We start from the raw sequence: 20,447 nt of genomic DNA, 5'->3' as shown, positions 1-20,447 counted from the left end.
CGAGATGTTTTTTCCCGCTTGGTAAGCCAAACAGGACTAATGCTTTCCTGCTGCATTAGCCCCCCCTGTCGCAATAGCAAAACTGTCATTTCTGCGAATACCATCGTTTGACTTCCTTTCAATGTTTTTCTTTTTTAACATCATACCCCTTTCTAAAATAAAAGTCAACAGAATAATCAAAATAAAATAAATTTTCTGACTTTTTACTGCAAAAAAAGACAAACACAACAGGTGCTTGTCTTAACTATTAATATATTACTCCAAAATGGTTGAAATTTTCGTGTTAATCAAATCGATAGCCACAATGTTAGATGCCCCTTCTGGGATAATCAAGTCCGCATAACGTTTTGTTGGCTCGATAAATTGGTGATACATGGGTTTCACCACAGAAGTGTATTGGTCGATGACGCTATCAAGGCTGCGACCTCTTTCTTCCATATCACGTTTAATACGACGAATAATGCGAATATCGTCATCAGTATCCACAAAAATTTTAATATCCATCAACTCACGCAAGCGTTTATCTTCAAGCACCAAGATACCTTCCACAATAAAGACATCTTGGGGTTCTTGGCGGTAAGTTTTTTCACTACGTGTATGCAAGGTGTAATCGTAAATCGGAATATCCACAGGACGACCAGCAATGAGTTCATTGATGTGTTCAATCATCAAATCTGTGTCAAATGCTAGTGGGTGGTCATAATTGGTTGTCACACGTTCTTCAAAAGTCAAATGGCTTTGATCTTTGTAATACGAATCGTGCTGAATCATTGAAATCTTTTGGTCTGTGAAATTAGCCAAAATCGCTTTTGAAACACTGGTTTTTCCGCCACCAGATCCACCAGTTACACCGATAATAATAGGTTTTTTACGCATTTACTACTCCAAAACAAATATATTCTTATCTATTCTACACTATTTTTGTTATTTTTCAACTATTGAAAACTCTTACTTGGCCTTGAAATCCAAAAAGATACCCTTTTCTATGGTATAATGGGATAAAGATTACACATTAGAAAAGGCATGCTATGATTTCACAATTTCCAAATGTCTGGCAAGACCAACTTGCCAAGGCACAAATAACTGAACTAACCGCTATTCAACAACAGGTTTTTGAGCCCATTTCACAAGGGGACAATGTGCTTGGAATTAGCCCAACTGGTACAGGAAAAACCCTGGCTTATCTCTTGCCAGCCTTGTTAAAACTCAAACCAAAAAAAGCGCAACAACTCTTGATTTTAGCCCCAAATACTGAATTAGCTGGGCAATTGTTTGACGTGACCAAAACATGGGCTGAGCCGCTAAATCTAACCGCACAACTCTTTATTTCAGGTTCTAGCCAAAAACGCCAAATTGAACGCCTGAAAAAAGGGCCTGAAATCCTCATCGGAACGCCGGGCCGTATTTTTGAATTGGTTAAACTCAAAAAAATCAAAATGATGTCTGTGGATACGATTGTTTTGGATGAATTTGACGAGTTGCTTAGCGATTCTCAGTACCATTTTGTAAACAGCATCGTGCACCGAGTACCACGTGACCACCAGATGATTTACATGAGTGCGACTAATCAAGTCGATGTGGATGCCTTAGTGGAAAACACCATTTCCATTGATTTGTCAGAGCAGAAACTCGACCAGATTGCTCACTACTACATCACTGTTGGTAAACGCGACCGCCTAGATTTATTGCGTAAATTCTCCAATACTCCTGATTTTCGTGGTTTGGTCTTTTTCAACAACTTATCTGACCTAGGAGCTGCTGAGGAACGTTTGCAATTCAACCACGCTTCGGCGATATCACTGGCTTCTGATGTCAATGTCAAATTCCGCAAGGTCATCCTTGAAAAATTCAAAAACCATGAGATTTCACTGCTGTTGGCAACAGATTTAGTAGCACGAGGCATTGATATTGACAACTTAGAATGTGTCCTGAATTTTGACTTGGCTCGTGATAAGGAAACCTATACCCACCGTGCTGGACGAACAGGGCGTATGGGCAAGGCAGGTGTGGTTATCACGTTCATTACTCATCCTGAGGAACTCAAAAAACTGAAAAAATACGCATCTGTATCAGAAGTTTACCTCAAAAATCAAGAACTTCATCTCAAATAAACACAATACCGCCCCAAACCTTGGAGGCGGTATTTTTAAAACGTTTCTTATCATTTCAACTGATTAATCACTTTTTCCAAGCGAGAAATGGCTTCAACAGGTAGAGCAAATTTAGGATAATTTTGATTGAAAGAGAGCAAGAAATTCAATCGAATTTGCATCCGTGAACGAATGATTTGCTTGTACTGATTATCAAATGGATGAATAGGAAAATTCTCTAATTCTAAATATTCAAAATTTTCAATCTGGCCAAAAGGTTTAAAAACCGCTCTGCTATCCACAATCTCTTCAATGGAGGCAATAGATGTTTCCTTAGAAATATCTTCAGACAGGTAAGAACCTGTATTGATAATATAACAATCCACGCCACCTGAAAATAGCGAACGGAATTTTTGGTAATCTTCTACCAGCGGATAGACCCTGAAAGGATTGGCGAAAGGCTCTATCACCAGTGTTTGCTTGTCACTTTCGATATTCTCAGCACTTGAGCGCTTCGTCATCAAGGTGCAGCCCATCGTTGCTGCCATAATGGGGTCATTGATTTTCATGAGAGGCGGTAGCGAGCCGTCTTTCATAATCCAAAAAATAGCGTTAATAGGCTCTTTGACAACATCCACACGATTTGGTGTCGCAAAGCGTGACTTGACTGTTCGCCCATTGCCATTGCGGATATCTTCGGTCATCAATTTTTTCCGACCATTATGGTCCAAGGTCACCCCACAATTTTGCACCGTTACAAAGAAATCTTGCTCGGGATGTCCCGTTGGGTAATCATTGGTTTTATCAAAATAAGACGGTTCTAAGGCGATAGATGAGCCATCTTTTTCAGAAATGATAAAAGCATCGTCGTGCAAAACTTTGATGTCGTATTTTCCATTATGCTTAGCGTGGGTCAAAGTCGATTTACCAGAACCAGACAAGCCAAAAAAGGATGCGACGTAATGCTGCTCGATATCTTTTCGTTGGAAAATTTTCAAGCCACCATGGCAAGAAACGTATCCATTTCGTGCAGCCGTTCCCCAAGCCAAGGTCAAAGTGGCTTTTTTCAATTCTCCAAAGTAGTTCAATCCCAAAATCGCCACACAATTGTGATTGGTATCAAAATAAGCCAAACCATCTGGATAGTCAGGATGCGACCATTTAGGGTCAAAAAAGACAAAAATATCATCTTCGTCATACCGTTTGGAAACCTTCAAACGGTTTTTAAATTCCTCATCCAAAATTTGAAAATTCAGCAACCAAGAGTAGAGATTATTGATTTCTTCTTCCGGCACCATCAAGTGGGCACGCACCATGAAATCCTCCTCTAGGCCCACGATAGCATCTGCCTTGTAAAAGGTGCGGCTATGTGCTTGATACACCGCACTTCTCACAATGGATAAAAGCCGTTCATCTTCTTCGGCATCCCTCCCATAAATGCGGCGCGCCTTAGCTGTTCGACCAACAATTGCCCCAGAATTTGTCAATAAAACCCGAGCATATGAGGGTAACCCCAACTCCTTGGTATGAATGACAGGCATATCTAAAATCACTGTTCCAGCAGCATTGGACGCCAACTGGTAAGCCTCCTCTAGAGTCTTGATAGGGTGCACTTGGTTTTCATAAAAAGCCGTTTCGACAATAGTTTTTAACGCAGAAAAATAAGGACTTGCTTTACGCATCTCCGATGTTGAAAATTGATTACGTGTGACCATTTTACACCTCCTATTGTATGGTAACCCTATTCTACCACAAACGTATGCGTTTTCACAATAAAAAGTGCAATATTCTGTAAAAACGAAAAAAAGGATCACCTTTTCCATAAAATGATGATTCTTTTCACAAACAAAAAAGGGCGGAACGCAAGCGTTCCAACCCTCATTCTTTTATTTTGCAATATCGAAAACAGTTGATTTAACTTTTGTCATGGCTTCGATAGAGTATTTCACACCTTGTGTTCCAGCACCAGATTTCTTAGCTCCAAGGAATGGGAAGTTATCGGTACCACGTTGTGTCTTGTTGTTAATGTGAACAGTACCAACTTCTAATTGTTCTGCAATCTTGAAGGCAAGTGGGAAGTTGTTTGTGAAGACTGCTGCTTGAAGACCGTATTCTGATTGGTTTGACAAATCAATAGCTTCTTCAAGTGATTTCACACGGATAACTGGAAGAACTGGACCAAATGGTTCTTCCCAAGCCAAGCGCATTTCAGGAGTGATGTTATCAAACAAGACTGGGCTGATAAGGTTACCATCACGTTTGAAGGCAATCACTTCTTTAGCACCTTTTTCTTGAGCGTCTTTAACAAGACCTTCTACAAAGTCAGCTGCTTTTGTATCAATCAATGGTGTGATGTCTGCATCTTCTTCAGGCATACCAACTGTTAATTTTTCAACCAAAGCAGATACTTTTGCGACCAATTCATCAGCAACGCTATCCATAACGAGGACACGTTTAACCGCTGTACAACGTTGACCTGAATAACCGTAAGCACCAGCAACGATGTTTTTAGCAGCCAAATCAAGGTCAGCATCTTCAAGAACGATAGCTGAGTCTTTTCCGCCAAGTTCAAGCATGATTGGGCGCATACCAGCTAATTTACCGATGTGTTCACCAACAGGAGTTGAACCAGTGAAGTTGATGTAGTTAACAGCTTCGTGTTCTACAATGTAGTCACCGATAACAGAACCACGTCCTGTAATTGTGTTGAAGACACCAGCTGGAAGACCTGCTTCAGCAAAGGCTTCAGCCAAAAGCAAACCTGAAATAGAACCTTGCGTTGGTGGTTTAAGGGCAACAACGTTTCCTGAAATAAGGGCTGGTGCAATCTTAGAGCCAGCAAGGTTGATTGGGTAGTTAAATGGTGAGATAGCAAGCACTAGACCAACTGGTTCGCGACGAACAACAGCGATTTTTTGTTTGCTTGCAGCTTCAAAGCTACCACCTTCAAGCACTTCACCTTCAAGGCGAACACCTTCTTCAGCAGCATAGTGAATGATTTCGGCTGTACGAATAACTTCGCTAACAGCTGATTTGTAGCCTTTAGCAATTTCTTTTGATAATACCGCACCAATTTTTTCAGCATCACGCTCTAAAATATCAGCAGCTTTGTGAAGGTAAGCCGCACGTTCAACGTATGAAAGCGCACGCCATGCTTTTTGAGCAGCTTTAGCAGAAGCATAAACATAATCTACTTCTTCTTGGCTCATAGCTGGCACAGAACCTAGTTCTTCACCTGTTGCTGGAGCATAAATAGTGATTTCTTCTTGAGAAAGTTTCCATTCTCCATTAACGTAATTTTTGTATTGTTTGGTCACGTTCTTTCTCCTTTTAATATGATAGTTTTATTTTATCACTTTTTTGGTTTTTTTCAATTATTCAACACTACTAAATTCAGAAAATTAGCATAAATCACATCTTCAAAAATAGTGTTACCATTTAAAGCACAAAGAAAGAGAGGACGACTAGCGCCCTCTCTGACAACTGACTTTTTAATAACTCAAAACAGTCCTTAAAAGTCTAATAATGCCGCTAATTAGTCAACGTATTCCTTGCTAAGTTCAAGAACTTCTTCCATAGTTGAGCATTCTGTAAGAGCACGGTTTGCATACTCTTGCATTTTAGCAGTGTCAAGTGTCTTCATAAGGCTACGCGTACGAAGAACTGAAGTTGCTGACATAGAGAATTCGTCAAGACCCATTCCGACAAGAAGTGGAACAGCTTGTTGATCTCCGGCCATTTCACCACACATACCTGCCCATTTACCTTCAGCGTGAGCTGCTTTGATAACGTTGTTAATCAAGCGAAGGATTGATGGGTTATATGGTTGGTAAAGGTATGAAACTTGTTCGTTCATACGGTCAGCAGCCATTGTGTATTGAATAAGGTCATTTGTACCAATTGAGAAGAAGTCAACTTCTTTAGCAAATTGGTCAGCTAGCATAGCTGCAGCTGGGATTTCAATCATGATACCTACTTCAATATCATCTGCAACGGCAATACCTTCAGCTTTAAGTTTAGCTTTTTCTTCTTCGAAGATAGCTTTCGCTGCGCGGAACTCTTTAAGAAGAGCAACCATTGGGAACATGATACGAAGATGTCCGTGAACAGACGCACGAAGAAGCGCACGCAATTGTGTACGGAACATATCTTGACCTGTTTCTGAAATTGAGATACGAAGAGCACGGAATCCTAGGAATGGATTCATTTCTTTTGGAAGGTCAAAGTATGGAAGTTCTTTGTCCCCACCGATATCCATGGTACGAACCACAACTGGTTTACCGTTCATGCCTTCAAGAACAGCTTTGTAAGCTTCGTATTGTTCATCTTCAGTTGGGAAATCTTGTGAATCCATGTACAAGAACTCAGTACGGTAAAGACCGACTGCTTCTGCACCGTTAGCGTTAACGCCTTCAACATCTTTAGGAGTACCAATGTTTGCTGCTAATTCAAAGTGTTTGCCATCAGCAGTAACTGTTTTGGCATCTTTAAGAATAGCCCATTCAGCTTTTTGCTTAGCATATGCTTCACCAGCAGCTTTAAATTCAGCAATTTCCTCTTCTGTTGGATTGATAATAACATCACCAGTAATACCATTAACGGCTACAGTATCACCATCTTTAACACGGCTTGTGATATCGTTTGTTCCAAGAACAGCAGCGATTTCCAAAGTACGTGCCATGATAGCTGAGTGACTTGTACGTCCACCAATGTTAGTGACAAACGCTTTTACAAATTTTTTGTTTAATTGAGCGGTGTCAGATGGTGTCAAATCGTTAGCGATAACAATTGATTCTTCGTCAATTGTAGCAGGGTTTGGAAGTTTAACACCGATAAGGTGAGCCAATACACGTTTTGCAACGTCGCGGATATCAGCCGCACGTTCTTGCATGTATGGGTTGTCTTCCATACCTTCAAAGATAGTAATAAACATATCAGTTACTTCTTTAAGACCTGCTTCAGCGTTAATTTGTTTGGCACGGATTGTTTCTTTAATTTGACCAATCATTTCTGGGTCAGAAAGAACCATCAAGTGTGCGTCAAACACAGCTGCTGCTTCTTCACCAAGTGTTTCTACTGCTTTCTCGCGAATAACAGAAAGCTCGTCTTTAGATGCTTGCAATGCAGCATCTAAACGAGCTTCCTCTGCACTTGTATCTTCAACTGTAACGGTTTCAAATGACAAATCCGGTTGAACGAGTAAATACGCTTTAGCAACAGCAACACCATCTGATGCTGCAATCCCTTTAAGCTTCTCTGTCATTTTTAAGCCAATCCTTCTTTAGTCATTGTTTCTTCGATAGCAGCAAGTGCGTCGTCAGCGTCAGCACCTTCAGCTGAGATAGTAACGTCAGCACCTTGACCAACACCCAAGCTCATAACACCCATGATAGATTTAAGGTTTACAGCTTTACCTTTGTAGTCTAAAGTGATATCTGAAGCGAATTTGCTAGCTGTTTGAACAAGCAAAGTAGCTGGACGTGCGTGAATACCTGTTTCTGCAACAATGTGAAAATCTTTTGAAGCCATAATTGGTTCTCCTTTTATTATGTTTTTTTGAATTATCAACAATTGATAACCCTTACAGAAACTGATTATAGCACAATATAATTTTATTTTCAAGCACTTACCATTCATTGGATCGGTGTAAATTTAAGGTGGTAAAAATCACTTTTCTTTCATTAAATGCAGCAAAAAAGAAACACTTTTATGATAAAAGTCTGGAATTTTCATTCCAGACTTCGTTCTCATTTCTTGTTTTTTTGATTTTGTTTGGCGTCTTCTTGTTTGCGACGGATATCATTTAAAAATGGCGCTGTCGTCAAACGGAATTGACGGTAGTTTCTCAAGAGGCGGCGTTGGTTGAAACGGAAAGGTTCGATACCTCTTGCTTTCAAGCGTTCATTGATGTGCAGGCGTAAATCTTCTAAGCGCTTGCTAAAGACTTCGGTTTGCTGAGCCAAGTCGCCAAATTCTTTTTTAACGGACTCGTGCAAGCGTTCTTGTTCTGCATGCGCATATTTTTCAAAAGAGCTGGCTGCTTGTTGGAATTTCACTGTATCTGTCACTGTCCAAATGAAATCCGCTGTCATGATAATTACAATAGCTAAGGCAACCCAATCGCTCGTATGGGCAATCAGCCACATCACGCTTGGCTGGATGAATTTAACTAAAATCACAATCCCAAAGCCCCAAAACAGTGAGATGGCTGGGGCGATACGTCCTTGGATATTTCCAAATTCATTGCTGTAATCCCACAACTTCATGTGAAAGAGAGTTTCTAGTAACCATGCTGCCACGTATTCGAACACGGTCGCTACCAGCATCCCACTCAAAAACAGCCATAGCAAATGACTCTGAAAAGGTTTTGTCGCCACCAGAACGGTTGTCACCGCAAAGCCATATACAGGGCAGTAAGGTCCAGCCAAGAAACCACGATAAGCAAATTTTCTATCTTTGATGGAACAATAAATGGTTTCCCAGAGCCAGCCTACAAACGAATAAATAAAAAATAAAAAAATAATGTCTGTCAATGAATATTCCATAAAAACCTACCTTTTCTATCAAGATTATAAGCTTTTTTGGGGTAAAAATCAAAATCATGTCGGCGGCAGCAAAAAGCCTAGGACCAAAACATATCCTAGGTTATCTTTTTACAAATAGTCGATGACTTTGGCGGCAAAGTCGCTGGTTGAATAGGCAGGCTTACCGTGTGCTAAATCAGCAGTGACATAGCCTTGAGCCAAGGTCTTTTCAATAGCCGTCGTGATGCGACGAGCCACTTCTGTCCAGCCGATGTAATCAAATAACATACAACCTGACAAGAGCAGCGAGCAGGGATTAGCCTTGTCTTGCCCTGCAATATCAGGCGCTGTGCCATGTGTCGCCTCAAAAATGGCATGACCTGTGCTGTAATTGATGTTAGCACCTGGTGAAATGCCAATACCTCCCACCTGTGCTGCCAAGGCATCGCTGGCATAATCCCCATTCAGATTGGTCAGCGCCACCACATCAAAAGCTTCAGGATTAAGCAGAATTTGCTGCAAAAAATTGTCCGCAATGATGTCATTGATAACTAATTTTCCGCTGGCAAGTTCATCGGCGTACTCTCTTTGAGCGAGTTCATAGCCCCATTTTCGGAAACCACCTTCTGTGAATTTTTGAATGTTTCCCTTATGAACAAGGGTAACTTTAGCGAGGTTATTGGTCAGGGCGTATTCAATAGTTGAGCGAATCAGACGCTCACTCCCTTCTTTTGAAATGGGTTTGATACCAATGCTACTGCTTTCAGGAAAACGGATTTTGTTAACCCCCATGTTTTTTTGCAAAAAAGCAATCACTTGCTTGACTTCTGAGCTACCAGCTTGCCACTCAATTCCCGCATAAATGTCCTCTGTATTTTCCCGAAAAATGGTGATATTGATTTTTTCAGGTTCTTTGAGCGGGCTTTCAATGCCTTGAAAATACCGCACAGGACGCACGCAAGCATACAAATCCAATTCTTGACGCAAGGTGACATTGAGCGAGCGAATACCGCCACCAACAGGCGTTTCTAGAGGCCCTTTGATGGCAACTAAATATTCTTTGATTGCCTCAAGTGTGTCATCAGGCAGCCATTGACCCGTGGTTTTGTGCGCCTTTTGACCTGCCAAGACTTCCAGCCACTGAATTGTTTTTTGACCGTGATAGGCTTTTGCTACTGCCGCATCAAAAACCGCACGCGCATTTTTCCAAATATCTTGCCCAATCCCGTCCCCTTCAATGAACGGAATGACAGGATGATTAGGCACAGACAAACGGCCATTTTCCAAAGTGATTTTTTCTGACATAGCTATCCTTTCTAACGCGCTTCCATGGGAATGTAAGTCAAATCCACAAGGCCAACATAGTCTGAACGTGGGCGAATGAGTTTGTTATGGCGTTGTTGCTCTTGAATATGGGCAATCCAACCTGATACACGGCTCATGGCAAAAATCAAAGTGTAGATGGAACTGTCAATGCCAAGCACATGATAAACTGTCGCTGAGTAGAAATCGACATTTGGAATCAGCCCCTTGGCATTTTTCATGTAATCTTCCACCTCACGCGACAAACCAAACCAAACCTCATCTTCTGTGCCTTTGGTCAATTCTTCTGCCATATCTCGCAAGTATTTTTCACGCGGGTCTTGTTTTTTATAAACACGGTGCCCAAAGCCCATGATTTTTTCCTTGCAGGCGAGTTTTTCCTGTAAATAGGCCTCGCTATCTCCCATTTCACGAATGTCTGTTAGCATATCAAAAACACGTTCATTTGCCCCACCGTGCAGAGGGCCTTTTAGGGTACCGATAGCAGTGGTCACGCAAGAATAGATATCTGCCAAGGTCGAAGCACACACACGCGCGGCAAAGGTAGAAGCATTTAACTCATGATCAGCGTGTAGGACCAAGGCACGATTGAGCGCCTTAACTTGCAGAGGAGTTGGCTCTTCTCCTTTTAGCATATACAAAAAGTTGGCTGCGATAGACAAATCCTCACGCGGTGCTATGGGTGTCTGCCCTGAGCGCAAACGAGCAAATGCCGCAATAATAGTGGGCATTTTTGCCATTAATTGAATGGATTGCTCATAAACAGCTTCTTCTGAAGTATCCTCAGCATGAACGTTGTACACCCCAAGCAGACTGACCGTTGAACGTAAGACACTCATGGGGTGCAGATGGCGACGTGACTGAATCAACAAACACTGTTCAATCGCATCGCTAATGCCATAATTGGCACGCAACTCCGCAGTAAAATCAGCCAATTCTTTCTGATTGGGCAAATGCAGGTTCCAAAGAAGATAGATAACCTCTTCAAAACTCGCTTCATTGTCCATCAATTCTGAAATATTATAGCCTGCATAAGACAACTGATCGTCAACAATCGCGCTAATACGCGTTTGGCAGGCAATTAAGTCTTTCATGCCTTCACTTTCCATCATAAGCTACTCCCTCCAACTTTTTACGAACCACCATTGGCAAAATACCACCGTTTTTATAGTAGCGAATATCTGCCGCCGCATCAAAACGCACCATGGCTTTAAAGCGTTTGTCACCTGAGGCATCACGCGCCACAACATCAACCACATCATGAATACTTGGATTTTCTGGCAGTTCGATATCATAGCTTTCAAATCCTGTTAAACCAAGGCTATCAGCTGTTTCACCGTCTAAAAATTGCAGCGGTAAAATCCCCATCATGATTATATTTGAGCGGTGAATGCGTTCAAAACTTTCAGCCAGCACGGCTTTGACTCCAAGAAGATTTGCTCCCTTGGCTGCCCAGTCCCGACTAGAACCCATGCCGTAATCTTTTCCTGCAATGACCAAGGTCGCCACGTTATCAGCTTTGTAATGCATAGCCGCATCGTAAATAGGCATCACGTCACCCTCATAAGTCGTGTAACCGCCCACTTTGCCAGCCGCCAACTGATTTTGAATGCGAATATTGGCAAAGGTTCCTCGCATCATGACCTCATGATTACCACGGCGACTGCCGTAAGAATTAAAATCAGCATAAGTCACGCCGTGTTCTTCAAGGTAATTTGCTGCAGGGCTATTTCTTGAGATATTTCCCGCTGGCGAGATATGGTCAGTCGTGACACTGTCACCAAATTTAGCTAAAACACGCAAATGGCGTAGCGGTTTGATTGTGCTTTGATTATCCAAACCATCAAAATACGGCGGGTTTTGAATGTAGGTAGAATCTGCCTTCCATGGGTAAATAAAGCTGTTCTGAGTATCAATGTGATTCCATTGCTCATTGTCCGTGAAAACGTGCTGGTACTCATCCTCAAACAACTGGCGAGTCACATAACGATCAACGTATTGAGCAACCTCGTCATGGCTTGGCATAAGATCTTTTAGGTAAACAGGGTCTTGATTGTGGTCAAAACCAAGCGGCTCACTGGTCAAATCCACATTAGTATTGCCAGCAAGAGCGTAGGCCACTACTAGAGGTGGACTTGCCAAAAAGTTAGCTTTGACAAGCGGATTGACCCGCCCTTCAAAATTACGATTGCCTGACAAGACCGCTGATACTAACAAATCCGACTTTGTAATCGCTTCTGTTACCTCTGGCAACAAATTGCCTGAATTTCCAATACAAGTGGTGCAACCATAACCAACGAGATTAAAGCCAAGCTGGTCCAAATAAGCTTGCAGACCTGATTGGCGCAAGTAACCTGTGACCACCTTAGAGCCTGGAGCCAAAGACGTCTTGACTGTCGGAGCCACTTTCAAGCCACGTGCAACCGCATTTTTCGCTAATAAGCCCGCTGCCATCAATACATAAGGATTAGAGGTATTGGTACATGACGTGATGGCCGCAATCGCCACGTGCCCTGTTCTAATGTCAACAGTTTCTTGCTCAAACTGAACTGTAGCGGTCTTATCCAGTTCATCTGCTGTCAAACCAAACCCCTGAACACCTGCCTCACGCACCAAACTGTCTTGAAAAGCTTGTTTGGCTTGGGTCAAATCAATCAAATCCTGCGGACGTTTTGGTCCAGCGATGCTTGGCGTAATCGTTGACAAATCAATCTCAATAACAGTCGTATAATCCGCCTGATGCTCAGGATTGTAAAATAGGTGATTTTGCTTGGCATAAGCCTTTGTCAAGTCAATATGTTCGCTAGAACGATTGGTCAAACGCATATAATTCAAGGTTTCATCGTCAATCGGAAAGTAACCACAGGTCGCGCCGTACTCAGGTGCCATGTTGGCAACTGTTGCTCGTTCTGCCAAGGTCAAACTGGTTAAACCTTCCCCAAAATATTCAACAAATTTGCCAACCACATGGGCTTGTCGAAGCACTTGCGTAACCTTCAAGGCCAAATCCGTTGCTGTCGCTAACTTAGACAATTTGCCTGTCAAATGCACGCCAACCACTTCAGGAATGGGAAAGAAAGAGGCTTCGCCCAGCATAGCGGCCTCTGCCTCGATACCACCGACACCCCAGCCAAGAACACCAATACCATTAATCATCGTGGTGTGGCTGTCCGTTCCAAACATGGAATCAGGGTACAACAAGCCGTCTTGTTCAATCACCACATCGCTTAAAAATTCAATGTTGACTTGGTGGATAATCCCTGTCGCAGGCGGAATCACACGGTAATTGTCAAAGGCTTTTTCCGCCCATTTTAGAAAGGTGTAGCGCTCATTATTGCGTTGAAATTCAAGCGTCATATTATCTTCCAAAGCTGAATCACAACCAAAAACATCCACCTGAACACTGTGGTCAATCACCAAATCCACTGGAATTTCAGGGTTAATGAGTTGGGGATTGCCACCATGTGCAACCACCGCATCTCGCATAGAAGCCAAATCAACAACTACCGGAATTCCCGTAAAATCCTGTAAAATCACGCGACTAGGCTTAAATGGGATTTCACCACTGGGCTGCTTAGCTTGATAGGTCGCCAAGGCTTTTATGTGATTTTTCGTTACATCTTTTCCGTCGTATTTTCTGAGTAAACTTTCAAGTAAAATACGAATGGTGTAAGGGATTTTATGAATATCTCCTCCGTAGGAAGTCACCACGCGCTCAATGTCGTAATAGGAATATTGGTTTTCCTTGAAGGAAAAATCAGATAAAAACTTACTCATAAACATCCCCCTTAAAATAGTATAAATTTTCATACATTATACAACTTTCAGAATATTGTGTCAAGTTTTATTTTATTATGTGTTAGTTTTTATAACATATAGTGTTAGCAAGGTGTTTTCAAAACAATCCCCGTCAAGCCGCTTGGTTACTATATTTTGTGCTATTTGACCATAAAAAACACAATATATAGTATTTTTTGAAGCACTTTAGCTTGCTTTTTTCCTCTTTTTTGGGTATGCTAGATAAGTAGAACAGTACACTTAAAACATTTAGAAAGGTCGATGTCAGATGGCTAATACCATTACCATTTATTCAAAAAACAACTGCATTCAATGTAAAATGACGAAAAAACTCCTTGATAATGAGGGAGTAAACTATCAAGAAATTAATATCGACGAACGTCCTGAAATGGTTGAATATGTCAAAAATCTAGGCTTTACCGCTGCTCCCGTTATTAAATCAGGAGATATCATTTTCTCTGGTTTTCAACCTGCTAAGTTAAAAGCCTTGCTTTAACTCTAACCCAAGCACAGAAAGGAAATAAAGTCTGCCTCTTCTTTTTGTTAGGTAGGCTTTTGTATCGTAATTATGAGTTTAAAAAATCTTGGCGATGTGTCTTATTTCCGCCTAAACAATGAAATTAACCGACCTATCAATGGTCAAATTCCTCTTCACAAAGATAGAGAAGCTCTCGAAGCCTTCTTTCGTGAAAATGTCATTCCAAACACCATGGCTTTTGATTCCATTACGGCTAAAATCCGCTATTTGATTGACAATGACTACATCGAAGCGGCTTTTATCGGCAAATACACACCGGAATTTATTGAGGCCTTAGCCAAGGACTTGCAAGCACAACACTTCCAATTCAAATCATTCATGGCTGCCTACAAGTTTTACCAACAATATGCCTTAAAAACCAACGATGGCACACAATACCTTGAAAGCATCGAAGACCGTGTCTTGTTTAACGCCCTTTATTTTGCAGATGGCGATGAAGCTTTAGCGCGCGATTTGGCCACAGAAATGATTCACCAACGTTACCAGCCTGCTACACCATCTTTCTTAAATGCTGGACGTAGCCGTCGCGGTGAATTTGTGTCTTGCTTTTTGATTTCGGTCACTGATGACATGAATTCCATTGGGCGTTCTATCAATTCAGCTTTGCAATTGTCACGTATCGGAGGTGGTGTGGGCATTAGCCTCTCAAACCTTCGTGAAGCTGGCGCGCCAATCAAGGGTTATGAAGGCGCAGCATCTGGAGTTGTTCCTGTCATGAAACTTTTTGAAGACAGTTTCTCTTATTCTAACCAATTGGGGCAACGTCAAGGTGCTGGTGCAGTGTATTTGGATGTCTTTCATCCAGACATCATGGCTTTTCTATCGACTAAAAAAGAAAATGCTGATGAAAAAGTGCGTGTTAAGACCCTCTCACTAGGTATCACCGTCCCTGATAAATTTTACGAATTAGCTCGTAACAACGACGATATGTACCTCTTTAGCCCTTACAGCGTTGAGCGTGAATACGGTGTGCCATATAGCTATGTGGACATTACAGCCGAATACGATAACATAGTGGCAAACCCTAATATCGTCAAAACCAAAATTAAGGCACGTGATTTGGAAACTGAAGTCTCAAAATTGCAACAAGAATCAGGCTACCCTTATGTGGTCAATATTGACACCGCTAACCGTGCCAACCCAATTGACGGTAAAATCATCATGTCTAACTTGTGCTCTGAGGTCCTTCAAGTGCAAACACCAAGTGAGATTAACGATGCTCAGGAATACGTTAAAATGGGAACAGATATCTCATGTAACCTTGGGTCAACCAACGTGGTCAACATGATGACTTCACCTGATTTTGGACGCTCTATTAAGGCAATGACACGCGCCTTGACCTTCGTATCAGATACATCATCTATCGAAGCTGTTCCAACCATCAAAAACGGCAATGACCAAGCACACACCTTTGGACTTGGTGCCATGGGCTTACACACTTACCTCGCCCAACACCACATTCACTACGGTAGCCCCGAATCGATCGAATTTACCAACATCTACTTCATGTTGTTGAACTATTGGACCTTGGTCGAATCAAATAACATTGCTCGTGAACGCCAGCAAACCTTTGTCGGTTTTGACAAATCAGCTTACGCTGACGGTAGCTATTTTGATAAATACATCACAGGAAAATACGTGCCAACTTCTGACCGTGTGAAAGACTTGTTTGCAGACCACTTCATCCCTAGCGGTCAAGATTGGGCTAAACTGCGTGATGCGGTCATGGCAGATGGGCTTTACCACCAAAACCGTTTAGCCGTTGCACCAAATGGGTCTATTTCTTACATCAACGATGTGTCAGCGTCCCTTCACCCCATTACCCAACGTATCGAAGAACGCCAGGAAAAGAAAATTGGTAAAATCTACTACCCTGCTGCTGGACTTTCAACCGATACCATTCCTTATTACACATCTGCATACGATATGGATATGCGAAAAGTCATTGATGTCTATGCAGCCGCAACCGAACACGTTGACCAAGGCTTGTCATTGACCTTGTTCTTGCGCAGCGACATTCCTCAAGGACTCTATGAGTGGAAAACGCAAAGCAAGCAAACCACACGTGATTTGTCCATTTTACGCCACTATGCCTTTAACAAAGGACTCAAATCTATCTACTACATTCGTACCTTTACCGATGATGGAGATGAAGTTGGCGCTAACCAATGCGAATCATGTACGATTTAAGGCAAAAACTTAATACTCTACCTTTTGCCACACGAGGAGAATAACATGTCACAAACTTATTATAAAGCGATTAACTGGAATGAAATCGAGGACGTCATTGACAAATCCACTTGGGAAAAATTGACCGAACAATTTTGGCTAGATACCCGCATTCCTTTATCAAATGACCTTGATGACTGGCGTCAATTGTCTGAACAAGAAAAAGACTTGGTAGGCAAGGTCTTTGGAGGTCTTACCCTACTTGATACCATGCAATCTGAATCTGGAGTAGAAGCTATTCGAGCAGATGTGCGCACACCGCATGAAGAAGCTGTCCTCAACAACATTCAATTCATGGAATCTGTCCACGCCAAATCTTACTCATCGATTTTCTCAACACTCAACACCAAATCAGAAATCGAAGCCATTTTTGAGTGGACTAACAACAACGAATACTTGCAAAAGAAAGCCAAAATCATCAACGATATTTATGAAAACGGCGATGCCTTGCAAAAGAAAGTAGCCTCTACTTTTCTGGAAACATTCTTGTTTTATTCAGGATTTTTCACACCTCTTTACTACCTTGGCAATAACAAATTAGCCAATGTGGCTGAAATTATCAAACTGATTATTCGTGACGAATCTGTTCACGGTACTTATATCGGTTACAAATTCCAGCTTGGTTTCAATGAATTATCAGAAGACGAACAAGACGCTTTTCGTGAGTGGATGTATGACTTGCTCTACCAGCTCTACGAAAATGAAGAAAATTACACCAGATCCCTCTATGACGCTGTGGGATGGACAGATGAGGTCTTGACCTTCTTACGTTACAATGCCAACAAGGCCTTGATGAATCTCGGACAAGACCCACTTTTCCCTGATACTGCGGACGATGTCAATCCAATCGTCATGAACGGTATTTCAACGGGGACGTCTAACCACGATTTCTTTAGTCAAGTCGGAAATGGTTACTTGCTTGGTACCGTGGAAGCCATGCAGGATGACGACTACAACTACGGACTTTAATCCTTTTGAAAAGAGAGCAGGAAAACTGTTCTCTTTTTACTTGCTTCAAAGGCTTTGTAGCTGCTACCATCTGCAATAACGATTTCGTGATGCATTTTTACCGAAATAAGGTATAATGAACATTAGATAGGTGGTGTTAGCTTGTTTATGAACAAACGACGCAAGAGGAAGCGCCAGATATTTTATCATCATATTGAGTTGGTTTATAATAATCCTACTCTGGTCATTAGTGAAGAGCTGCGTCAAGCCCTTTTAAACAGTGCCTCAGGACTTGAAAAGGGCGATTCCATAGCCTACTTGGCTTACCGATTGTATCCTTTTGTTTGTGATGAGATCTTACACCGAAAAGCCAATCGCAACGATGAATTGCTTGTTTTAAAGAAATATTTGGAAAGAAAGCGTTGGAGATACTACTGGGGAGTTATTTTACAAGTAGCTTTTACCAATCATTAGGCGAGGGCTGTTAAGAATGCTTGACAAGAAAGGCGCTTTCATGATAGACTAAAGGCAATTGAATCACAAAGGAGTGCTTAAGGCTGAGATCGCAAATGCGAAATCCTGATCACCTGATCTCGTTAGGACGAGCGTAGGGATTGTGACATGTGTTAATAAAACTTTGTTTTGAATAACCTGTGCAATAAATCAGAAAAAAGCTCCTTTGTCGTGAAAGGAGCTTTTTTAATGTCATCCAAACGTTTTAGATTGTCTATCTTGGTCGAAACGGCTCTTGTTGCTGCTTTTGCCATGGCCTTGTCTTACATTCCTGATTTTGCTAGCTGGTTTAGCCCTTCTTTTGGTGCTATTCCCTTGGTGCTTTTTTCTCTACGACGTGGGCCAAAATACGGCATTTTAGCGGGAACCATTTGGGGCTTGCTGCACTTTATTTTGGGGAAGGTTTGGTATTTATCCGTTTCGCAAGTGGTTATTGAATACCTCTTTGCCTTTGCTTCAATGGGACTAGCAGGCTTTTTCGCGGCGCCTTTCCAAAAAGCTTTAAGACAGGAACACAAGGGACGTACTTTGATTTATGCCAGCTTAGGAGGCTGTCTAGCTGTTTTTGTCCGCTACTTTTGGCATTTTCTTGCAGGCCTTCTTTTTTGGGGTAGCTATGCTCCCAAAGGCATGTCCCCTTATATGTACTCCCTCACCGTCAATGGCACTGCTGGCCTTTTGACGCTAGTCTTTCTTATCCTAACCTTTGCCATCATCATCCCCACCCAAGGGAAATTGTTCTTGGTTAGACATTAAACCAGCCTGAGTTCCTTGCTCAAGCTGGTTTTTCTAGTTTTTGTTAAAGCTAATCGTCTAATTGTTAAATGAGGGCAATCAGTTGTTTGGCGTGGTCTTTAGATTTGGCTAGAATTTCTTGTGCCTTATCAGCATCTTGACGTAGTGAATAAGACACATCGTGTGTGACAATGTATCCAAGATAATTCAGCTGAGTGAGTTTTGCCGTCAAGCGAATGGGTGCTAACAAATCCTCGATGCTGGTGCCTGATTCTGCCTGATAAGCTGCCTCGCCAGCTCCAGTGGTCAAGGATGCAATCACATACTTGCCCTTTAAAGCATCCCCAGAAGCACCATGAGAAAAGCCGTGCACAAAGACCTTTTCAAGCCATTTTTGCAATAAAGACGGCACCGCATACCAATACAGTGGGTACTGAAAAACAATCACATCTACCTGACGCAACTTTTCCTGCTCGGCTGCTACATCGATTTGATAATCAGGATACAAGTCACTCAAAATATCCAATTCCACTTCTGGAAGTGCTTGTTTGACTTCAGCCAAAATGCTTTTGTTAACCAAAAAAGAGTTTCTTTTGAGAAAAATTCTTTTTCTAGTCGAAAATATCAGTAAGAATGGCAACACCTTCGTCTATTTTTTCTTTGGTCAGAGTCAATGGTGGCAAAAGGCGAATAACGTTGCTGCCTGCCGTTAAGACAATCAAACCCTGTTCACGTGCTTTGATTACCAAGTCAGTAAGATTTTCCGTTGTTTCAATCCCAATCATGCAACCCAAGCCACGAATGTCAGTCACTTTTGCATTTTCAGCTAAGGCTTTCTGCAAGGCAGTTTGTAAATACTGCCCTTTTTCAAGAACCTGTGGCAAAAAGTCTTCTGCCAACATGACATCAAGAACGCTTGAGGCTGCTGCCATGACTAGTTTATTGCCTCCAAAGGTAGAACCGTGACTGCCATAAGAAAAAGCCCCCCCAAATTTCGCCTTGCCCAGCATAGCACCAACAGGAACACCATTTCCCAAACCTTTGGCGAGGGTGACAATGTCAGGTTCAATGCCATAATGTTCAAAAGCGTAAAGCTTGCCCGTACGTCCCATGCCCGTCTGAACCTCGTCAACAATGAACAAGATGCCATTTTCCTGACAAAATGCGCTCAAGGCAGTGATAAAGGCAGGGTCTGCTGGACGCACGCCAGATTCTCCCTGAACCAATTCCAGCATGACGGCAGCAGTGTCGCTGGTCACCAAATCTTTCACGCTGTCCAAATCATTGTAAATGGCATAGCTAAAATGCGGCACACCATCTCCAAAGCCTGTTTTGATTTTGTCTTGGCCTGTTGCGGACATGGCGCCATAGGTCCGACCGTGAAAAGACTGCACAAAACTGATAATGCCTTGCTTGCCAGTTGCCTTACGGGCTAGTTTGATAGCAGCCTCATTGGCTTCTGCTCCGCTATTGGCAAAAAAGGCCAAATAATCCCTATCGCCAATCAACTTACTGGCGACCTCTTCTTGCAGATAGTTTTCATATAAATTAGGCGTGTGCCAAATGTCTTGAGCCTGCTTGAGCAATGCCGCCTGTACAGTAGGGTGAAAACCAAGATTAGTCACACCGATTCCTGATGAAAAGTCCAAATAAGCCTTGCCCTCTTGGTCAAAGAGATAATTGTCCTTTGCCTTGACAAATTCAATCGCTGCGCGTTTGTAATTTTGAAATAGTTTCGTCATCCTTGTC

General features: G+C 42.1%; 18 protein-coding genes and 1 riboswitch. Of the genes, 6 read left to right on the top strand and 12 right to left on the bottom strand.

The window, feature by feature from the left end; genetic code table 11:
* Window positions 1-36 precede the first annotated feature (36 nt).
* Window positions 37-222: a hypothetical protein gene (locus tag ACFORE_RS00750; protein ID WP_302852558.1), complete on the bottom strand. Its 186-nt coding sequence runs from the start codon at window positions 220-222 to the stop codon at window positions 37-39.
* A gap of 33 nt (window positions 223-255) precedes the next feature.
* Window positions 256-876, bottom strand: a complete 621-nt coding sequence (gene udk, locus ACFORE_RS00745; RefSeq protein ID WP_154454390.1) for a uridine kinase — start codon at window positions 874-876, stop codon at window positions 256-258.
* Between the two features lie 152 nt (window positions 877-1,028).
* Between udk and ACFORE_RS00740 the strand changes: the two genes are divergently transcribed.
* Complete coding sequence (locus tag ACFORE_RS00740; RefSeq protein ID WP_380434900.1) at window positions 1,029-2,111, top strand: DEAD/DEAH box helicase; 1,083 nt, start codon at window positions 1,029-1,031, stop codon at window positions 2,109-2,111.
* 50 nt (window positions 2,112-2,161) lie between these two features.
* Here the strand turns inward: ACFORE_RS00740 and ACFORE_RS00735 are convergent, their stop codons facing one another.
* From ACFORE_RS00735 to acnA, 8 genes are all read right to left on the bottom strand, one after another.
* Window positions 2,162-3,805 carry a phosphoenolpyruvate carboxykinase (ATP) gene (locus tag ACFORE_RS00735; protein ID WP_380434899.1) on the bottom strand — a complete coding sequence of 548 codons (1,644 nt, stop codon included), beginning with the start codon at window positions 3,803-3,805 and terminating at the stop codon, window positions 2,162-2,164.
* A 171-nt stretch (window positions 3,806-3,976) separates the two neighbouring features.
* Window positions 3,977-5,407, bottom strand: coding sequence for an NADP-dependent glyceraldehyde-3-phosphate dehydrogenase (locus ACFORE_RS00730; RefSeq protein ID WP_264879535.1), 1,431 nt, complete (start codon window positions 5,405-5,407; stop codon window positions 3,977-3,979).
* A 218-nt stretch (window positions 5,408-5,625) separates the two neighbouring features.
* Window positions 5,626-7,353, bottom strand: a complete 1,728-nt coding sequence (ptsP, locus tag ACFORE_RS00725) for a phosphoenolpyruvate--protein phosphotransferase (protein ID WP_168260979.1) — start codon at window positions 7,351-7,353, stop codon at window positions 5,626-5,628.
* A gap of 2 nt (window positions 7,354-7,355) precedes the next feature.
* Entirely contained in the window at window positions 7,356-7,619 is a 264-nt protein-coding gene (locus ACFORE_RS00720; RefSeq protein ID WP_003064009.1) for a phosphocarrier protein HPr, read from the bottom strand.
* Window positions 7,620-7,837: 218 nt separating this feature from the next.
* Window positions 7,838-8,635, bottom strand: a complete 798-nt coding sequence (locus tag ACFORE_RS00715) for a putative ABC transporter permease (protein WP_154454394.1) — start codon at window positions 8,633-8,635, stop codon at window positions 7,838-7,840.
* 108 nt (window positions 8,636-8,743) lie between these two features.
* Window positions 8,744-9,919: an NADP-dependent isocitrate dehydrogenase gene (icd, locus tag ACFORE_RS00710; protein WP_154454395.1), complete on the bottom strand. Its 1,176-nt coding sequence runs from the start codon at window positions 9,917-9,919 to the stop codon at window positions 8,744-8,746.
* Window positions 9,920-9,930: 11 nt separating this feature from the next.
* Window positions 9,931-11,049, bottom strand: a complete 1,119-nt coding sequence (locus tag ACFORE_RS00705; RefSeq protein WP_380434898.1) for a citrate synthase — start codon at window positions 11,047-11,049, stop codon at window positions 9,931-9,933.
* The gene (acnA, locus tag ACFORE_RS00700) at window positions 11,036-13,714 is read right to left on the bottom strand and encodes an aconitate hydratase AcnA (protein ID WP_269725754.1); all 2,679 of its coding nucleotides are present in this window, start codon (window positions 13,712-13,714) and stop codon (window positions 11,036-11,038) included. Before acnA ends, ACFORE_RS00705 begins: the two co-directional genes overlap by 14 nt.
* Window positions 13,715-14,003: 289 nt before the next feature.
* On the opposite strand from acnA, the gene nrdH reads away from it, so the two are divergent.
* From nrdH to thiT, 5 genes are all read left to right on the top strand, one after another.
* Entirely contained in the window at window positions 14,004-14,231 is a 228-nt protein-coding gene (nrdH, locus tag ACFORE_RS00695; RefSeq protein WP_293963469.1) for a glutaredoxin-like protein NrdH, read from the top strand.
* A gap of 72 nt (window positions 14,232-14,303) precedes the next feature.
* Window positions 14,304-16,463: a class 1b ribonucleoside-diphosphate reductase subunit alpha gene (gene nrdE / locus ACFORE_RS00690; protein ID WP_264879538.1), complete on the top strand. Its 2,160-nt coding sequence runs from the start codon at window positions 14,304-14,306 to the stop codon at window positions 16,461-16,463.
* A 45-nt stretch (window positions 16,464-16,508) separates the two neighbouring features.
* The gene (gene nrdF, locus ACFORE_RS00685; RefSeq protein ID WP_154454400.1) at window positions 16,509-17,471 is read left to right on the top strand and encodes a class 1b ribonucleoside-diphosphate reductase subunit beta; all 963 of its coding nucleotides are present in this window, start codon (window positions 16,509-16,511) and stop codon (window positions 17,469-17,471) included.
* A gap of 147 nt (window positions 17,472-17,618) precedes the next feature.
* Entirely contained in the window at window positions 17,619-17,924 is a 306-nt protein-coding gene (locus tag ACFORE_RS00680; protein WP_168260985.1) for a bacteriocin immunity protein, read from the top strand.
* A 59-nt stretch (window positions 17,925-17,983) separates the two neighbouring features.
* Window positions 17,984-18,081: riboswitch (TPP riboswitch) on the top strand.
* 71 nt (window positions 18,082-18,152) lie between these two features.
* A complete protein-coding gene (thiT, locus tag ACFORE_RS00675) occupies window positions 18,153-18,719 on the top strand; it encodes an energy-coupled thiamine transporter ThiT (protein WP_264879539.1) in 567 nt (188 codons plus the stop codon).
* A 64-nt stretch (window positions 18,720-18,783) separates the two neighbouring features.
* On the opposite strand, the gene ACFORE_RS00670 is transcribed toward thiT, so the two are convergent.
* Complete coding sequence (locus tag ACFORE_RS00670) at window positions 18,784-19,326, bottom strand: NAD(P)H-dependent oxidoreductase (protein WP_380434902.1); 543 nt, start codon at window positions 19,324-19,326, stop codon at window positions 18,784-18,786.
* Entirely contained in the window at window positions 19,310-20,440 is a 1,131-nt protein-coding gene (locus tag ACFORE_RS00665; protein ID WP_295583680.1) for an acetylornithine transaminase, read from the bottom strand. The genes ACFORE_RS00670 and ACFORE_RS00665 overlap by 17 nt, the downstream gene beginning before the upstream one ends.
* Window positions 20,441-20,447 lie beyond the last annotated feature (7 nt).

Origin of the sequence: Streptococcus alactolyticus (assembly GCF_042649785.1) — a bacterium.
In the GTDB taxonomy this organism is placed as follows: Bacteria; Bacillota; Bacilli; order Lactobacillales; family Streptococcaceae; genus Streptococcus; species Streptococcus alactolyticus.
The sequence above is the reverse complement of the archived record's forward strand: the minus strand, read 5'-3'. Positions and strand labels throughout refer to the sequence as shown.